The sequence below is a fragment of the Synechococcus sp. MIT S9508 genome (genome assembly GCF_047303045.1).
In the GTDB taxonomy this organism is placed as follows: Bacteria; Cyanobacteriota; Cyanobacteriia; order PCC-6307; family Cyanobiaceae; genus Synechococcus_C.
Genome location: NZ_CP138941.1, coordinates 1666887 through 1683196 on the forward strand (window position 1 = coordinate 1666887; position 16310 = coordinate 1683196).

The following is a 16310-nucleotide window of genomic DNA, read 5'->3' on the forward strand; positions in this document are numbered from 1 at the left end:
GTTCGAAACGGTTTAATCCAAGGTTCTGTCTGAATGCGACGCGGCCACTATCTTTTGCCCTAGGCGCAACAGGCAAACCCCAGATGACGAGCGAGACATCCACCATCGAGAGCGTTCTTCAGGAGCAACGGGTTTTTGAGCCGCCTATCGACTTCTCTCGTTCCGCCCGTATCGGTGGCATGGAGGCCTATCGGTCCATGTCCGACGCAGCCCGCCAGGACCCTGAAGCCTTCTGGGGAGACGCTGCGCGCAAGGAACTCTCCTGGTTCACGCCTTTCGAGTCAGTCCTCGATTGGTCGGATGCGCCGTTCGCGCGCTGGTTTGAAGGTGGCACCACCAACATCTCCTACAACTGCCTGGATCGACATCTCCAAAGCGACAAGGCCAATAAAACGGCACTGATCTGGGAAGGCGAGCCAGGCGACGTGCGACGGTTCACCTACCGCGAGCTGCATGCCGAGGTCTGCAAAGCCGCGAATGCCCTCAAGGCCATGGGCATCGGTAGGGGCGATCTTGTGGCGCTCTACATGCCGATGGTGCCTGAGGCAGCCATCGCCATGCTCGCCTGCGCTCGCATCGGCGCACCTCACTCCGTTGTTTTTGGCGGTTTTTCAGCCGAAGCCCTGCGTGATCGTCTGATTGACGGTGAAGCCAAGGCGGTGATCACGGCCGATGGCGGCTTCCGCAAGGACAAACCCGTGTCGCTGAAGCCAGCTGTTGATGCAGCTCTTGCCGGTGGGAGCTGCCCAACGGTGCAGTCCGTTCTGGTGGTGCAGCGCACCAAGCAGGCGGTGGAGATGGCTGAAGGTCGTGATCAGTGGTGGCATGACCTGGTCGAGGCACAGAGCACCGATTGCCCAGCGGAACCGATGGCCAGTGAAGACCGTCTTTTCGTGCTCTACACCTCAGGCTCCACCGGCAAACCCAAGGGTGTCGTGCACAGCACTGCGGGATACAACCTCTGGGCCCATCTCACATTCCAATGGATCTTCGACATTCGCGACGATGATGTCTACTGGTGTACAGCGGATGTGGGCTGGATTACGGGTCACAGCTACATCGTTTATGGCCCGCTGTCTAACGGTGCGACCACAGTGATGTATGAGGGGGCGCCGCGTCCGTCCAATCCCGGAGCGTTCTGGGAGCTGATCCAGATGCACGGCATCACGATCTTCTACACCGCTCCCACCGCAATCCGGGCGTTTATGAAAAACGGCCGTGAGGTGCCCGATCAGTACGACATGAGCAGCCTGCGGTTGTTGGGCACCGTGGGGGAACCGATCAATCCTGAAGCCTGGATGTGGTATCGCGATGTGATCGGATCCGGTCGTTGCCCGATCATCGATACCTGGTGGCAGACCGAGACCGGTGGCGTGATGATCAGCCCTCTCCCTGGAGCAACCCCCACCAAGCCTGGTTCAGCCACACTGCCACTGCCTGGAATTGAAGCCGACGTTGTCGATTCGGATGGCAACACCATTGGAGCCGATGAAGGCGGATACCTCGTGGTGCGTCGTCCCTGGCCGGGGATGATGCGCACTGTGCATGGCAATCCTCAGCGCTTCCGTGAAAGTTACTGGGAGCACATCCGTCCCGCTGACGGCAGTCACATCTACTTCGCTGGTGATGGCGCTCGTCGTGATGCTGATGGCTACTTCTGGGTGATGGGGCGTGTGGATGACGTGATCAACGTCTCCGGTCACCGCCTCGGCACCATGGAGATTGAGTCTGCTTTAGTCAGTCATCCGGCCGTGGCGGAGGCTGCGGTTGTCGGTCGTCCCGATGACCTCAAAGGTGAAGGCATTGTCGCCTTCGTCACCCTTGAGGCAGGACGTGAACCGGAGGATGCCTTGGTCGCAGAATTGCGGGCCCATGTAGGCAAGGAGATCGGTCCCATTGCCAGGCCCGATGAGATTCGATGCAGCGATGCTTTGCCTAAGACCCGTAGCGGCAAGATTATGCGCCGGATTCTGCGTGCCCTCGCCGCCGGCCAAGAAGTAACGGGTGATACTAGTACCCTGGAAGACCGTTCTGTGCTGGATAAGCTGCGTGCCTAAGCAAATGGCTCATCAGTGACTGCGACCTAAGGTGATGAAACTGGGCCGCCCTAGGCCTAGGAGGTTGTCTGGTCCTTTATGAGGTTCACCTGCTGCTGCCAGTCGCCACCTTCTGCCCAGTCGACCAGAAATTTCTTTGTACACCTGCAATGGCGCTTGTGAGGTGATTTCTGAGCAATCTGATCAACTTGTTGCTCTATTAGGAGCATGTCAGTCTCTGATCAATAGCGACTCGTTTTCGATGCATTGCTTGCGTAGACATTATCCTGATTGTTTGACGTTCTGTTGATCTGTTGTTGTCGGGGATATTGTGCAGACGAATCTAGATTGTACCGAATTAGTTGTTAGAGATGGCGTTGATGGTCAGCTTTAATTTTTTTTAAACGAGCTCTCGAGTTCTTTGTTCTCATACTGGGATGTTGACGAAATGGGCAATCGAAAATTGGCTGAGCGTTTGGTGATAATCCGTGATCTGCAAATCTTGAATAGTTCGCGTGTAGAGAGAGCGAGGGGGAGAATGAAATATTCAATCAATGGATTGTATCGATTGTAGCTAGTATCGGTTACCCCGAAGGATATAGCTTTGGCTTGATGCTTGTTGACATAAACATATGTCCCAAACATTTGATCCCAACACTTAAGGAAAGTGCCGTAGTTCTTGTTAAAGTGCCTGGGATCCTTGGAGTGGTGTACCCAGTGATCACATGGACTCATTAAAACGATTGATAGAGGCTTGGGAAGTCTTAGGTATAACTCCGAATGCCCAACCCACTGGTTTATGTGCTTGTAGGCTGTAAATAGTGTGAAGCCAATTACTGAATATATTGAGAGCGAGTCAATTGCTTTGGAAGAAGCCCAATATATCGGAATTGCAAGCGGCAAGAATATAAGAGCCTTAATCATTTGCTCCAATGGGCTTGTTCTCATAACCGTGAAGCCGGTCATGTGAGTTGCTGAATGATGCAGCTCATGTATTTTCCAGAGGGGACTAAATTCGTGGTGAACACGATGGCCCCAGTAATGCAAAAAATCACCTGCCGCGAAAGTTAATGCAACCCAGAATATACCGCTTGGGCTAAATCTTGTGTCTAGGAATTGGTGAATTGGATTTGAGATCTTTTGAGATATTAACGGAACAATCTGGTCGCTTCCCAATACGATCGTGGACGATAAAAATGCTATCGAACCTACGAAAAAATAAAATATGTCTGCACATGGAAACCCGTCAGCTTTAAATAAACCTCTTATAGTTAGCGCTTTGCGGATGTTAATGGATGGCCTGCATTCCCAGGGTTTGAACTTCGGGCATATTTCGCAAACTGATATCGTGGCAATTGGGATTGCCGCTAAAAGAATTCGAATTATCAATGGACTTGACTCTAGGCCTACAAGTGCTTGTTCAAGTCCGGTGCCACTAAGGGAGTTGCTAATGTATGGTTTATTCATCCAGAAAGCGCTAACCAGAAATAGGCTAAATACGAATATGTACATGTAATTGGATTCAGGACGGTTATTATAACGCTAATTTAGCCTAAATCTGCTGAAAACGTTCAGCTATTGAGGCGCACACGTTTGCACAGCAGCCGGCAACCGAATCAAAGATGTGGGGCCCCGGAACAGCAAGGATAACGACGTTCACCAAGATCACATTTATTTATAAATAAGCTTGCTAAACAGTTGTCATGCTAAATCCGAATAATTGTCTTGTCATGGTGCTGGATAAACCTATATTCCAACTTATCTTTCACTTCTTTTATGCTATTGAATCCTGAAGATATATTTGCTATTTGTGGGAGATGGTAAGTCTTAATGGTTTAGGCATTTTGATTGATTTCGCGACTTTTCTTTTCATGATGGGCCTCGTCTTTGCATGCTTAAGTCGATTGGTTGTTGTGTTTGATTGAGCTAAATTCCATACTTTCATCGGTTTTGAAAGCTTTGAAGTATTATCCTCAATAGAATTTGAGCTGTTATGACGGGATTCAGGGTATTCAGAGAGTCTGAGAATAATAAAAAGAGTTCTAAAAAGCGAGAAGATATTCAGTTAATCTTTTTAGAAGCACGAGATTGTGAATTGCGTTTTGAGACAGCAAAGGCAGAGAAGGCTTATGAAAAAATTATTAAATCTGGTTGCTATCATTCTGAAGCTTTTTTCAATTTAGGTGCTATTTACTATGAGAGCGGGCGATTAAAGCAAGCTCTGAATCTTTATCAGAAAATTATAAGTGTCAAGCCTAATCTTGCTCATGCGCATCTGAGAATAGGCACAATCTATAAAGACCTTGGGTTTGTAGATTTGGCAAGAAACGCGATCTTGGATTTCCTTGAGCTATGCCCCGAAAGCCCTCGAGCACTATTAAGCATAATGAGCGTTCATAAAATAGAGGATTTGAAAATGTTGAAATTAAATGCAGTGACACTTTTAAGGCGAAATCCGAGCATTGTAGAAAATTTGGATTTTATTGAATTTGTATCGACGTTAGGAGAGGATTTTTACCATGAATGTTTTTCTGGCCTTGAGCTTTCTGTTGCATTTAAGGATGTTTGAATGAGTTGGATCTCGAGTTCTAGCGCTTTACTAAGTTCGGATTCACTATTTTGATCATGCTCTTGAAGGGCTTTTGTTAACTCTACTCTTCTCTCGATATTTAACTTTTGAATGAATATCATTAGATTCCTTGTGGTTTCTTTGTCTATTCCTGTAGTGGAGAGGATGGATGATAAATGCAAGAGAGGTAATTTGGATAATTGGCACCCAACTGGTAAAGAGCTAATTGATATCAAGCCAGAAGTGATTTGTTTGCAGTCGATGTCGTTGGATTCTGCTTCTTGTTGTCCAAAGCATCTGATAACGGTTGAGTATTGTTTGACTGTGATTTCAAAGGGGATGCTATAAGAAATGATGCTTTTGGCTGAGAAGCCATAAGACCTCCATAAGCTCATCGCACTATTTTTGCCACTGTATTTATGCAATATTTCTGCATCTTTTGGAATTGCTGGTGGGGTCTCTAGGCCAGTGTTGGTAACTCTGAAGGGTGGAGCAAAGTTGCTATGGTTGACTAGTTCTAGCAATGGAGCAAGTACGCTTTGTCCTTTGAATCTAAATGCACGCTCGTCAATAAATCTTTCTAGAAGTGTTTGGTCGTTGTCGAGGTAATTTGACATCCTTTTGTCTATAAATTTGTTATTGGCCAATGCATTTTTAATGGGCATTGGAAGAGTTGTAATGTATTTTAGAAATGCTTTTGCATCTTGATTACCGTCGCTTCCCCAGGAAAGTTCATTGTAATAGAGTTCAGCAAACTCTCTTTCTTTCTTCCCTATCCCTGAGCTGGGGAGAATTGATATATTTCTGTCATTGATTTGCACGCTATCGCTTTTGATGAGTATGTTTTCTGGAGTGACTATTAGGGATTTCTGAGCGGAGTCTTGTGGAAATATGCCGCGACCATGTCTTCCCTTTTTTAAGTCAATGTTCTCAGCAATGCCGCCAAGGCTTTTGAATGTATTAATTATATTTGCCCATATATTGTGTGGCATTTTTGGTTCGTTGCTTGGGATCATTATACACTGATCTCTTTTGTGAGCTGCTGGGTTAAATGGTTCCCTGCCCAATGCCGGCAAATTTTTGTTTAGCCGTTTTGATGGCTGCTTATTTGTAAATATTTAATCCTGATTGGGTTTCTTGCAAATCTTCAAGCGTTTCGCTTTTAAGGGTTTAAAAATTGCGAAAAGTTGACGAGCATTTGAGTTGACCGATCATCATTTAATTGTCAGATATGTTGGTCTCCTGGATTAGGCTGTTTTCCGGCTATTGGAATGATATTGAGTTTTGGAGCGCAAACGATGTGATCAGGTCCTGTAGACGGTTCACCTGTTGTTGACGGTCGCTGCCTTCAGCCCAGTCGCCAAGGAACTGTCTGCGCAGGCCGGCACTGGCCGGTGTGAGGTGATCTCCCGACAACCTCAGCAGTTCGCTGCAGTCGCCTTTGCGCGCCTGCAGTGCCGTGATCAAATCGAGACTCTGATCGATCTTGTCTTTGTTGAAGCGCACCACCTGATTACGTGGCTGCAGATACTGACGCTCGATCAAGCGCAGGGTTTCCTTTGGGCTCGGACTGAATTCGGTGCTCACCCCCAGGCTTGGCGCCACGACGTCGAGCAGGGGAATCGACTGATCCGCGGTGAAGTTGTTGAAGCTCAGCGCCACAAGGCCGTTGCAGTTCCGTCCTCCATCGGGCGCCAGCAGATGCAGTTTGCAACCCAGGCTGTGACCGAGGCGCAGAGGTGATGGCAGCTGTCCTAGGCGTTCCAGATGTCGTGACCGGCAGGCGCGCATGGCACTCCAGGCTTCGCGTGCCTGGAGCTGGTGGTCGAAACCTGGCACATAGCTCCAGGCATGGATGGCGATCCCACGGGCCGCCAGTCCTTCGAGCAGACGCCGGTAACTGATCTGTGGTGTTGCCGCGAGGTAGCTGCCTCCCACGAATTCGACTAACCCACGTGGCTGACGCGGGTAGAGGGTCCAACAGTCACGGAAGCGAACCCAGTTGCTCATTGACTGGGTTGCAGCGAACGCAGCACCTGCATGGCTTCGCGAACGTGGGCAGGGCCATCGAGCAGGTTGTTGAACACGTGCTGGATCACTCCTTGGCCATCAATCACGTAGGTGACCCTGGATGGCAGCAGGCCGAGGGTTTTGGGCACCCCGAAGGTTCGGCGCAGGCGTTGGTGACTGTCGCTCAGCAAAGGAAAGGGCAGCTGATGGCGTTCCGCGAAGCGGCGATGGCTCACTAGATCGTCACCGCTGACTCCCCAGACCTGAGCACCAAGCTGTTGTAGCTCCTGGTGGGAATCACGGAATCCGCAGGCTTCTGCGGTGCAGCCCGGGGTCTCGTCTTTCGGATAGAAGAACAACACCAGGGGAGTGCCGTTGCGCTCGCTGATGGCGCAGATGTTGCCTTCGTGATCCTCCAGGTTGATGGACGGAACGCTGTCACCAACGGTGAGGGCCATGCCAAACAATCGAATTGGTGGCGAAACCTTAGGAAGCGTGGATAAAAGACGGAGAATGGAGCGATCCAGGAGGGAGGTCAGCGCATGGAGAACCAATCCGTACCAGGTCAGCTCGATTTGCTGTCGTTAGGCGGTGGCCCACCTTTTCCTGTCTCGACGCCTCATGTCACACCTCAATCTTTGCCGCCTTCAGCTGCTGATCGCGCCGCTGCAGCACGCACGCTGTTGATTGTTGACACTGAAACCACAGGGCTCGATCCGCAGCTGGATCACTGCCTTGAGGTGGGGGTGATTCTCTTCGACGTGTCCAGTCGTCAGGTGCTGGCGCAGCAATCGTTCCTGTTGCCGGTGGAGGCGAATGCCGCAGAGGCGATCAATCGCATTCCCGCCTCCACGACCACCCTGCCTCAGCCCTGGCGACCCGCCCTCGACTATCTGCAGTCGTTGCTGGATGCTGCCGATGTGTTGGTGGCCCACAACGCCGCCTTCGACCGCCAGTGGTTCGGGCGTGGTCACTTGCCGTCCACTGAGAAACGCTGGCTCTGCAGCATGGAGGACATACGTTGGCCTGCGGATCGTCAGCTCAGGTCAAGGCCATCGGTGCGTGATCTGGCCCTGGCCTATGAAATCCCCGTTTGGGCCGCCCATCGTGCTCTTACCGATTGCATTTACTTGGCGGAGGTCTTCCGTCGCTGTGATGACCTTGAGCAGTTGATCGAATGTGGTCTGGAGCCGCGTCAGCTGATGCGTGCTCAGGTGTCTTACGACGAACGCCATCTCGCCCGGGATGCCGGTTTCCGCTGGAACGAACCGGTGAAAGGAGCCTGGGCTAGGCGTCTATCGGTGAGGGAAGCCAGCAGACTCGATTTCCCTGTTGTGCCTGTTGATCCTGAATTGCCCCTGGCATCCTGATTTGCTTCAGCAGTCGGAAGCCTCGTAGTGGGTTTGCCAATGCTGCTGCTCAGACAGCCAGGCTGAAGTCATGGATCTTCCCAGGCATCCGCCTTCCATTCGTTCTCGCCTGCAGCGTTGGCAGCAGGTCAGGACTTGGGCGCGCCTGATTCGCGAGGCGGAGTGCCTCTGGCATGTGGATGTGCGTGAACTGAAGCGTCTCGGTGCGTTGGAGCTCTCGCATTTGCTGGAGGAGGTTCCGTCCTGTCAGCGGTCGCGAGTGAATCGATGGCTGACGCGTTATTCGGCATCGACGCGGTTGCCTTCAGGTGCATCCACTCATGAGCATTGATTCCCTGCTCAAATGCTCTTAAGCATTTACCAACCACGTTCACCAACGCTGCTGAGGTCTGCTCTCGGCTATGGGTAGGTCGCTTCTCTTCAGGCAACCCATGAGCTTTGCTAAGCAGGCTCTCACCCTGTTTGCTCTGCTTGCCGTTGCAAACGGTGTCTCCGCTTTTGCAGAGTCGTCTCTGACCAGTGTCGGTGCCTCACTCCCCGCCAGGCTCTACCGAAACTGGTTTGCCCAGATGGCCAGCTCAGGCGGTCTTGAGGTCAGCTATCGCTCCGTGGGCTCAGCTTCGGCTCAATGGGCCTTGATCAGGCAGACCGTTGATTTCGCGGTGTCCGATGCTCCAATGCAACCGAAGGATTTGGCCAAGGTGAGGCGTGGTGTCGTTCAGATCCCCATCGCTGGCAGCGCCATCGCTTTCGGATACAACCAGCCTGGGTGCGATCTGAAACTCACCCAGCAGCAGGCTGTTCAGCTGGCCAGCGGCAGGATCACCGACTGGAAGCAGCTCGGCTGCGAGTCCGGTTCTCTGACCTGGGTGTATCGATCTGATGTCTCTGGGATCACTGATGCCTTCACTCAATCCATGCAGGCGTTTTCTTCCCAATGGCCGCTAGGAACCGGAGCAACGATTCGCTGGCCAGCAGATCATGCGATCGCTGCGGAGGGGAACTCCGGAGTTGCTGCCGCGATTGAAAAAAGGAGGGGAACGATCGGCTACCTCGGTTTGTCCCATCTCAGCGGCAGTGTCAGGGCTGCTGCCTTGCAGAACAAGGCCGGAGAGTTTCAGCGACCCAATTTGATCTCAGCGGCCAAGGCCCTCAAGGCCATCGAACTGGACTTCAATCTTGCCGGCAGTAGCCCAAATCCTTCGCTCGAGGGTGCCTATCCGATCGTCACGCTGATCTGGGTTCTGGCCTACAGGTCTGGGAACGGCGAGAACGCGCCCGCGATCAGAGCGGCGCTTGACTTCATGCTCAGCAGCCCGGCTCAGAGCCAGTTTGCCGAGCTTGGCTTGATTCCGCTGGAGGCTGAAATGCTCAGCAAGTCGCGGCCGGTCGTTGAACGGATCGCTCAGTAATTGCAGGCCTGCTGATCGATCATTGCCCGGTTTGTCAACCATCGATTGATCAATTTTGCCCTGATCTTTCGATACTTTTGACCACTCCTTATTGATTCGATTGCGGGCTCTTCGTCTGGGTGTGTGATGTTGCGCTCCATACACTCGTCGGTAGGGAATCGTCAGTCGATGCTGTCGAATTTCCTCCAGAATCAAAAGCACAAAAAGCAAGGCCCTGCCTTCTGGACTCCAGTATTCAAAATCGAAATCGCTTGCACCTTGCTGCGGGAAATGTAGTGCCATTGCACAAAAACAGGCTCTGGCTTGTCGTCAATGGCATGGTGAAGCTCGGGGCGGTTTCTGTCCATGGAGACGAGCTGTTGCTGGGCTTGGCTGGTCCTAACGAGACGTTCGGCGAGCCATTGAGCACGGTGCAGGCTTATGAGGCTGTGACGCTCACAGACTCGGACCTTCTTTGCATGACGATGGGTGAGGTGCGTGAATCACAGGACCTCGCCAATGATCTGTTGGGAGCGGTTGTGCTCCGTCATCGGCAGTCGGAGTATCTGCTCTCTCTGCTTGGTCTGCGTCGTGTTGAGGAGCGCGTCAGAGGTTTTCTGGAGTTGCTTGCCCAGGACTACGGCCAGCCCTGTGAGCAGGGATTGCGTCTCAATCTGCGTCTGACCCATCAGGAGATGGCGAGTGCTCTGAGCACGACCCGTGTCACGGTGACCAGGGTCATCGGTTTGCTCAGAGACGAGGGATGGCTCAAGATCGACGGCCAACGTCACCTTGTGATCACCCATTTGCCCTGCAAATGAATGAGTCCTGAGAGATTAACTCTTGCTTCTTTCCTTCGGAGTTGCTGTTCTTGGCCTTGCGAAGATTACAGAGAATTGCATTAAAAAGACCCCTCAGATAAGGGGCCTAATCAATCGATTGGTCTGTGACATCGGAGCGGCGGGATTTGAACCCACGACCCCTACTACCCCAAAGTAGTGCGCTACCAAGCTGCGCCACGCCCCGACGGCAGATGCAAGCTATCACAAGGCATTCCCGCTCTTGGTGTGTCGCTTGATGCGTGTCAGCAGTCTTGTTGTGAGCCTGTCACGGCTGTCGCCCGCATACCCCCAAAGTCGCAGTTGTCTGCCCAGCTGACGCAACGCCGCCAGATTCATCGAGGCCAGCCGCAGCTCTGGCAGCGTTCTCCAGGCTCTGGAGGCAATCGGCAGATTGGAGCGTCGTTTGTTGTCGCCAAGACTCAGGGTGCCATCCGCGATCCACTCCGGAATCAGCACCACCAGCACAGCAATCAGGCCATAGAGCTCCACCAGGCCACTCGGCAGTGGATGCAGACGACGAGGGGGCTTCGGCTCGGGAATGGTGGGCACGCCGCGCGAGGAGTCCAGTCGCTACCAACCTTGCCAGGTCGGTTTGACCAGAGGGGAGGGAGTGGTCAGATCGCCAGGGTTCCCCTCAGAAGGTGAGCGCTCACCTGTGCTGGAGGGCTAGGAGAAGGATCACGCCACAGAAATGGACGCTCATGATCCGACCTTGGTCTTAGAGCAAAGGCCATCGCGAAGACCAGGATCACCGTCAGAGCGATCACAGCGATCACCACCCTGTCGGGAAGGGAGTCATTCATTTTTGGAGCTGGATCGGACTGTTGTCACCACGCAAGACGCAGTGACTGATGCTCCAGTCGTAATGGTTCCAGACCTGAGTGGGTAAGCGATAGTCGGATCCTTCAAAGGCATCGAGGCTGATCCCTGTGGGCATGGCGGAGCAGTAGGGCCTGCTGCCGGGACGCGCCAGATATTGCTGGTGGTAAGACTCGGCGAAATGGAAGGTTCGGTCGGATGCGATTTCGGTCGTGATGCTGTCCCGTTCGGCCTGAGTCAGAGCCTGTTGGTAACAGTCGCGACTGGCCAGGGCCAGTTGCATCTGCCGAGGGGTGGTGGTGTAGATCGCAGATCGATACTGACTGCCCTGGTCATTGCCCTGGCGGTCCCCTTGCGTGGGGTCATGACATTCCCAGAACAGTTTCAGCAGGTCGCTGACGTCGATGGCTGGGGTGCTGTAAACCACGCGCACCACTTCGGTGTGACCAGTCCGTCCGCTGCAGACCTGCTCGTAGCTGGGAGATGGAGTCTGGCCGCCGGCATAGCCCACGGCTGTGGAGACAACACCGGGTAACCGCCAAAAACCTTTTTCAGCGCCCCAGAAGCATCCGCAGCCAAAAACAATTTCTTCCTGGTCCTCCATCAGAGGCGCCTTGAGTGGCGTTCCAAGAACAACGTGACGTTCGTCAGCGTTGCCGTCTGATTGTCCTTGCTGAGAACCCGTAAGCCAGTTGGGCAGCATCACATCCTTGTCTGTGTCGCAACCCTAGGCAGATGTCATCGGATCCAGGCGGATGTGATTGAGCAGAGTGGTGACGAAGGCAAATAGCAGAAACGGCACGCTGAGCACAAGAATCAAGCCGACTCCCACCAGGGCAAACACCGGTCGTGAAGAGCCCATTAGGGCCAGCCCTGCTGCAAGGCTCACAAAAATCACAGCCATCCAGGCCAGGATCTGTCCGTAGATATCCCCGAACGTAAGGGTGCAGCGGACCGAGAAAGGGGTACCTGACGTCATGGTTCGACAGCAGAGACTCCAGCTAAGCCGAGGCGCCAGGTTTTGTCGCCCGTTCGTTGCGCAACCTTTGCGTCAGGCCACCGATTCCAGCCGTTCTGCGGCCTGCTCCCGTTCCCACAAACTGCGGTAGAGACCCTGTTCCTGAATCAGATCGGAGTGGTGTCCCTGCTGCACCAACCGTCCCTGATCCAGTACCAAGATCCGGTCGCATGCTGCGGCTGCCGAGAGTTGATGGCTGATCATCACAATCGTGCGTTGTGTCTGGCGTCGGACCGAAGCGAGAATCTCGGCTGCGGTGTTGTTGTCAACGCTCGCCAGTGCATCGTCCAGGACCAGAACAGGAGCCTTCATCAGCAAAGCCCTACCCAGTGCGGTGCGCTGCCTCTGGCCTCCACTGAGCGTGATTCCCCGTTCTCCGACAAGCGTATCCATGCCATCGGGAAATCCGCGCACATCTGCCAGCAGGCGAGCCTGTTCAGCGGCTGCCTCAACCCGTTCGATGTCGGCTTCGGGTTCGCCATAGCGCAGGTTGTCCGCCAGGCTGCTGGTGAACAGATAGCCCTCCTGCGGAACGAGGGCGATCTGTTCGCGCAGGTGATTCAGGCGCACGTTGGTGAGGTCATGCCCATCCAGGAAAAGTTGATTGGAGGGCACTTCCACCATGCGACCCAGCGCGCGGGCCAGGGTGGTCTTGCCACATCCGACTGGACCAACAACGGCCACAAGCTCGCCTGAGTGAATTTGGAAACTCAGTCCATTAAGGGTGTCGAACTCGGATCCGTCGTAGCGGATGTGCAAGTTGCGAGCTTCCAGATCTCCGCGCACAGGAAGTTCGAGATGATCTGGATCGATTGGATCTCGGATTAGCGGTTGTCGCGACAACAGTTCCTCGACACGTTCCAGGCTGACCTGTCCGGTTTGGAATGTATTGAGTGTGAAGCCAAGCAGAGCGGTGGGAAACACCAGCCGCTCCACGTAAAGGATCAGGGCGACCAGGCCGCCGATCGACAGGGTGCCCTGCTGGAGTTGCCCGCTTCCAAGTGCAAGCAGCAACAGCAGCGAGATGGACGAGATGCCTTCTAGTAGGGGGAAGAGGGTGCTGCGTGTGCGTGCCAGCTGAATGGCGGTGTCGCGATAACCGCGGTTGCGAGAACTGAAGGCATTCAGTTCCTGTTGTTCTTGGCTGTAGATCTTGATGGCTGCGATCCCTGACAGGTCTTCTTGAATGAGTTCACTCAAACCTGCCAGTGCTTCCTGCTGGCGACGCTGTTCGCGCATCATTCGCCCTCCGAACAGGCGAACGGCACCGAGCATCACTGGATAGAGGGAGATTGCGGCAACCGTGAGACCGGGATCAATCGCCAGCATGGCCGGCAGTGTGAAGGAGTAGGCCAGAACGGTGTTCGTCAGGCTGAGCACTGCAAAACCCAGGAGCCGGCGCACGTTTTCAACATCGCTGGTTGCACGGCTGATCACCTCACCGCTGCCCGTTTGCTGAACCCACCCGGGCTCCTGTTGCAGCATCTGATCAAACAGCTTCTGCCGAAGCTCAACCTCCACCTGACGCCCAACTCCAAAGACCAGCTGGCGCGAGATCAGCCTCACCACGCCCATGCTCGTGGCGAGCAACACGATCCAGCCCGCCTGTGCAAGCACATCGGAGAAGGCGAAACCCTCCTGAAGGTCATCAATCACCCGCCGAACTTCGAGGGGGATGGTGACGCTGAGGATGTTCACGATCACCAGAGCGATCGCACCCATCAGCACCGTGCGGCGATGGGGCTTCAGGTAGCGGCCGATCAGATCGAGGCGGAAAGCGGCCATCGCGAACCCTGAACAACGAACAACCTAGGCATTGAGCTGGTGCTCAGGAGAGCGATAAGCGGCAGGAAGGGTTGCGATTGGCGTTGAACTGGCCATCGCATTCTTTTTAAGGGATAGTGTTGATGTCCCCATCACCCGGCCCGGAGTGCATCTGCACCCGGGCTTTTTTCTGTCCGTCGATCTCCAAGGCTCCAAGCCTCTTTTTCCCATGGTCTCCGCAACTGTTTCCTGGCCTCAGACACTGGAACTTCTGCTCAACGGCGGAGTGCTCGTTCCTGATCAGGCAGCGGCCTTGATGAGGGCATGGCTTTCGGAGGAACTCACGCCAGTGCAAACAGGGGCGTTTTTAGCCGCCATTCGGGCACGTGGTGTCAACGGCGGAGAACTCGGTGCCATGGCAGCGGTGTTGCGTGAAGCCTGTCCTCTGCCGGGGGCACGGCCGGACTTGTTGATGGTGGATACCTGTGGAACAGGGGGTGACGGTGCGGACACCTTCAATATCTCCACAGCCGTGGCTTTTACAGCTGCAGCCTGCGGTGCCAACGTGGCGAAGCATGGCAATCGCAGTGCCAGCGGCAAGGTGGGCTCAGCGGATGTGCTCGAAGGGCTCGGCTTGCATCTGCAGGCACCTGCGGCTCAGGTGGTGGATGCTCTCTCTCAGGTCGGAGTGACCTTCTTATTTGCGCCGGCATGGCATCCAGCACTGGTGAACCTGGCTCCACTTCGCCGCAGTCTGGGCGTGCGCACGGTGTTCAATCTGCTGGGCCCCCTTGTGAACCCTCTGCGTCCCAATGGTCAGGTGCTTGGCGTGGCTACCGAAGACCTGCTGGATCCGATGGTCGAGGCACTGCAGAGTCTTCGCCAGGAGCGAGCCGTCGTTGTTCACGGTGCTGGTGGTCTGGATGAAGCGTCGCTGGCCGGACCCAACGCCCTGCGCATTCTTGAAAATGGCGTGCTGCGTTCAGAGTCCATTTCACCTGGTGATCTCGGACTTCAGGAGGCACCACTCGAAGCGCTGCGTGGTGGTGATCTTGCCTGCAATCAGGCGATCCTCAGTGATCTACTCCAGGGGCGCGGCACTCAAGCCCAGGCCGATGTCGTTGCTTTCAACTGTGCGCTGGTGCTTTGGGTGGCGGGTGTGGAGATGGATCTGAAATCTGGTGCGCAGAGAGCTCTTTCGGCTCTTGGCGATGGCCTTGCTTGGAAGCGTCTTGAGCAATTGCGCCAGGGCCTGACCCCCGCCGAGGGAGGATGAGGGCTCCAGCGTTGTTGAGGGGATTCGTCTGCTGATGACTGCTTCATCCAGTGAGTCGGCATGGCTAGTGCTGGCCGATGGCACTGTCTTCTCCGGTCTGCCATGTGGCGCTGGCGGCAGTGTGGTCGGTGAGGTTGTTTTCAACACCGGCATGACCGGGTACCAGGAGGTGATGACCGACCCCAGCTATTCAGGACAGCTGGTCACGTTCACCTACCCGGAACTGGGAAACACAGGGGTCAATCCTGATGATCAGGAGGCGGATCAGCCGCATGCTCAAGGTCTGATCGCCCGACAGTTGTCCCCGGAGGCAAGCAATTGGCGCTCCCGTCAGAGCCTCCAGGACTGGTTGGCGGCCCATGGCGTTGTGGGTATTCAAGGCATCGATACCCGCGCTCTGGTGCGCCATCTGCGTGAAACAGGCGCCATGAATGGTGTGATCAGCTCCGATGGACGCTCGCCGGCTGAGCTGCTTGAGCTGGTGCGTTCAGCACCGTCAATGGAAGGCTTGAATCTCGCCGACAGGGTTTCGACAAGTACCTCCTACGCCTGGAGCACTACCTGTGCTGTTGATTTCGATCGACGCTTGCAAAGCGGCCGACCGCAGAGTCCGTATCGCGTTGTCGCGATCGATTTCGGCATCAAGCGCGCCATCCTCGATCGATTGGTCAGTCATGGTTGTGATGTGACCGTCATGCCGGCCTCGACGGACCTACAGAGCGTGCTGGATTGCAAGCCTGAGGGTGTGTTTCTGTCCAACGGCCCGGGTGATCCGGCGGCCGTCAGTGATGGGATCGCTCTGGCTCGTGGTCTGATTCAGCAGCGGGATCTCCCTTTGTTCGGCATCTGCCTCGGCCATCAGATTCTTGGACTGGCCATGGGGGGCACCACCTTCAAACTTGGCTATGGGCATCGTGGTCTCAACCATCCTTGCGGCACCACGGGTCAGGTTGAGATCACCAGTCAGAACCATGGTTTTGCCCTGGATGCGGCCAGCCTCCCTGCTGACAGCATCGAGGTGACCCATCTCAATCTCAACGACCGCACCGTTGCAGCGATGGCCCATCGGCAGCAGCCGCTGTTTGGTGTGCAATATCACCCTGAGGCAAGTCCTGGACCCCACGATGCCGACCATCATTTCGCCCGTTTCGTTTCGCTGATGTCGGATCGACGTTGATGCGTGGTCTGTCTGTTGGAGCATCACTACACTTCGCA

Annotated in this window: 17 protein-coding genes and 1 tRNA gene; 8 read left to right on the top strand and 10 right to left on the bottom strand. The window is 54.6% G+C overall.

Annotated elements, in window-relative coordinates; genetic code table 11:
- The first annotated feature begins 83 nt into the window (after positions 1–83).
- Complete coding sequence (gene acs, locus SIB42_RS09160) at positions 84–2057, top strand: acetate--CoA ligase (protein WP_067098002.1); 1974 nt, start codon at positions 84–86, stop codon at positions 2055–2057.
- Positions 2058–2426: 369 nt separating this feature from the next.
- Here the strand turns inward: acs and SIB42_RS09165 are convergent, their stop codons facing one another.
- Positions 2427–3548 (bottom strand): sterol desaturase family protein, encoded by a 1122-nt coding sequence (locus SIB42_RS09165; protein WP_074160782.1) that lies wholly within the window; start codon positions 3546–3548, stop codon positions 2427–2429.
- Positions 3549–4029: 481 nt separating this feature from the next.
- Here SIB42_RS09165 and SIB42_RS09170 point away from each other — a divergent pair, with 481 nt between their 5' ends.
- Positions 4030–4605 carry a tetratricopeptide repeat protein gene (locus SIB42_RS09170; RefSeq protein ID WP_074160781.1) on the top strand — a complete coding sequence of 192 codons (576 nt, stop codon included), beginning with the start codon at positions 4030–4032 and terminating at the stop codon, positions 4603–4605.
- Here SIB42_RS09170 and SIB42_RS09175 read toward each other — a convergent pair.
- From SIB42_RS09175 to SIB42_RS09185, 3 genes are all read right to left on the bottom strand, one after another.
- Positions 4551–5621: a hypothetical protein gene (locus tag SIB42_RS09175; protein WP_156485272.1), complete on the bottom strand. Its 1071-nt coding sequence runs from the start codon at positions 5619–5621 to the stop codon at positions 4551–4553. The two genes, SIB42_RS09170 and SIB42_RS09175, sit on opposite strands and share 55 nt — an antisense overlap.
- 247 nt (positions 5622–5868) lie before the next feature.
- The gene (locus tag SIB42_RS09180) at positions 5869–6615 is read right to left on the bottom strand and encodes a DUF1350 family protein (protein ID WP_067097993.1); all 747 of its coding nucleotides are present in this window, start codon (positions 6613–6615) and stop codon (positions 5869–5871) included.
- On the bottom strand, positions 6612–7073 hold the full coding sequence (locus SIB42_RS09185; protein ID WP_067097990.1) for a peroxiredoxin: 462 nt from the start codon (positions 7071–7073) through the stop codon (positions 6612–6614). Before SIB42_RS09185 ends, SIB42_RS09180 begins: the two co-directional genes overlap by 4 nt.
- Positions 7074–7157: 84 nt before the next feature.
- Between SIB42_RS09185 and SIB42_RS09190 the strand changes: the two genes are divergently transcribed.
- The 4 genes from SIB42_RS09190 to SIB42_RS09205 all read left to right on the top strand — a co-directional run bounded on the left by SIB42_RS09190 (position 7158) and on the right by SIB42_RS09205 (position 10197).
- A complete protein-coding gene (locus tag SIB42_RS09190; RefSeq protein ID WP_067097987.1) occupies positions 7158–7985 on the top strand; it encodes a 3'-5' exonuclease in 828 nt (275 codons plus the stop codon).
- Between the two features lie 70 nt (positions 7986–8055).
- Positions 8056–8316, top strand: a complete 261-nt coding sequence (locus SIB42_RS09195) for a hypothetical protein (protein ID WP_067097985.1) — start codon at positions 8056–8058, stop codon at positions 8314–8316.
- Positions 8317–8386: 70 nt separating this feature from the next.
- The gene (locus SIB42_RS09200) at positions 8387–9397 is read left to right on the top strand and encodes a PstS family phosphate ABC transporter substrate-binding protein (RefSeq protein WP_413327857.1); all 1011 of its coding nucleotides are present in this window, start codon (positions 8387–8389) and stop codon (positions 9395–9397) included.
- A gap of 221 nt (positions 9398–9618) precedes the next feature.
- The gene (locus SIB42_RS09205) at positions 9619–10197 is read left to right on the top strand and encodes a Crp/Fnr family transcriptional regulator (protein WP_067098162.1); all 579 of its coding nucleotides are present in this window, start codon (positions 9619–9621) and stop codon (positions 10195–10197) included.
- Positions 10198–10328: 131 nt separating this feature from the next.
- Here the strand turns inward: SIB42_RS09205 and SIB42_RS09210 are convergent.
- The 6 genes from SIB42_RS09210 to SIB42_RS09235 all read right to left on the bottom strand — a co-directional run bounded on the left by SIB42_RS09210 (position 10329) and on the right by SIB42_RS09235 (position 13840).
- Positions 10329–10402, bottom strand: a tRNA-Pro gene (locus tag SIB42_RS09210).
- 17 nt (positions 10403–10419) lie between these two features.
- Positions 10420–10767, bottom strand: a complete 348-nt coding sequence (locus tag SIB42_RS09215; RefSeq protein ID WP_067097978.1) for a hypothetical protein — start codon at positions 10765–10767, stop codon at positions 10420–10422.
- Positions 10768–10832: 65 nt separating this feature from the next.
- Positions 10833–11021 carry a hypothetical protein gene (locus SIB42_RS09220; RefSeq protein ID WP_067097975.1) on the bottom strand — a complete coding sequence of 63 codons (189 nt, stop codon included), beginning with the start codon at positions 11019–11021 and terminating at the stop codon, positions 10833–10835.
- A complete protein-coding gene (msrA, locus tag SIB42_RS09225) occupies positions 11018–11740 on the bottom strand; it encodes a peptide-methionine (S)-S-oxide reductase MsrA (protein ID WP_067098159.1) in 723 nt (240 codons plus the stop codon). Before msrA ends, SIB42_RS09220 begins: the two co-directional genes overlap by 4 nt.
- 24 nt (positions 11741–11764) lie before the next feature.
- Positions 11765–12016 carry a hypothetical protein gene (locus tag SIB42_RS09230; RefSeq protein ID WP_066906518.1) on the bottom strand — a complete coding sequence of 84 codons (252 nt, stop codon included), beginning with the start codon at positions 12014–12016 and terminating at the stop codon, positions 11765–11767.
- A 72-nt stretch (positions 12017–12088) separates the two neighbouring features.
- Positions 12089–13840: an ABC transporter ATP-binding protein gene (locus SIB42_RS09235; protein WP_067097972.1), complete on the bottom strand. Its 1752-nt coding sequence runs from the start codon at positions 13838–13840 to the stop codon at positions 12089–12091.
- Positions 13841–14048: 208 nt separating this feature from the next.
- On the opposite strand from SIB42_RS09235, the gene trpD reads away from it, so the two are divergent.
- Positions 14049–15095, top strand: coding sequence for an anthranilate phosphoribosyltransferase (gene trpD, locus SIB42_RS09240; RefSeq protein WP_067098156.1), 1047 nt, complete (start codon positions 14049–14051; stop codon positions 15093–15095).
- Between the two features lie 34 nt (positions 15096–15129).
- Positions 15130–16272: a glutamine-hydrolyzing carbamoyl-phosphate synthase small subunit gene (gene carA / locus SIB42_RS09245; protein ID WP_067097969.1), complete on the top strand. Its 1143-nt coding sequence runs from the start codon at positions 15130–15132 to the stop codon at positions 16270–16272.
- Positions 16273–16310: the final 38 nt, after the last annotated feature.

Coding starts and splice junctions, on each gene's coding strand:
- SIB42_RS09220 (WP_067097975.1), bottom strand. CDS start 11,021: ATGAATGACTCCCTTCCCGACAGGGTGGTGATCGCTGTGATCGCTCTG.
- SIB42_RS09165 (WP_074160782.1), bottom strand. CDS start 3,548: ATGTACATATTCGTATTTAGCCTATTTCTGGTTAGCGCTTTCTGGATG.
- acs (WP_067098002.1), top strand. CDS start 84: ATGACGAGCGAGACATCCACCATCGAGAGCGTTCTTCAGGAGCAACGG.
- SIB42_RS09200 (WP_413327857.1), top strand. CDS start 8,387: ATGGGTAGGTCGCTTCTCTTCAGGCAACCCATGAGCTTTGCTAAGCAG.
- SIB42_RS09185 (WP_067097990.1), bottom strand. CDS start 7,073: ATGGCCCTCACCGTTGGTGACAGCGTTCCGTCCATCAACCTGGAGGAT.
- SIB42_RS09180 (WP_067097993.1), bottom strand. CDS start 6,615: ATGAGCAACTGGGTTCGCTTCCGTGACTGTTGGACCCTCTACCCGCGT.
- carA (WP_067097969.1), top strand. CDS start 15,130: ATGACTGCTTCATCCAGTGAGTCGGCATGGCTAGTGCTGGCCGATGGC.
- SIB42_RS09235 (WP_067097972.1), bottom strand. CDS start 13,840: ATGGCCGCTTTCCGCCTCGATCTGATCGGCCGCTACCTGAAGCCCCAT.
- SIB42_RS09170 (WP_074160781.1), top strand. CDS start 4,030: ATGACGGGATTCAGGGTATTCAGAGAGTCTGAGAATAATAAAAAGAGT.
- trpD (WP_067098156.1), top strand. CDS start 14,049: ATGGTCTCCGCAACTGTTTCCTGGCCTCAGACACTGGAACTTCTGCTC.
- SIB42_RS09175 (WP_156485272.1), bottom strand. CDS start 5,621: ATGATCCCAAGCAACGAACCAAAAATGCCACACAATATATGGGCAAAT.
- SIB42_RS09230 (WP_066906518.1), bottom strand. CDS start 12,016: ATGACGTCAGGTACCCCTTTCTCGGTCCGCTGCACCCTTACGTTCGGG.
- msrA (WP_067098159.1), bottom strand. CDS start 11,740: ATGCTGCCCAACTGGCTTACGGGTTCTCAGCAAGGACAATCAGACGGC.
- SIB42_RS09190 (WP_067097987.1), top strand. CDS start 7,158: ATGGAGAACCAATCCGTACCAGGTCAGCTCGATTTGCTGTCGTTAGGC.
- SIB42_RS09195 (WP_067097985.1), top strand. CDS start 8,056: ATGGATCTTCCCAGGCATCCGCCTTCCATTCGTTCTCGCCTGCAGCGT.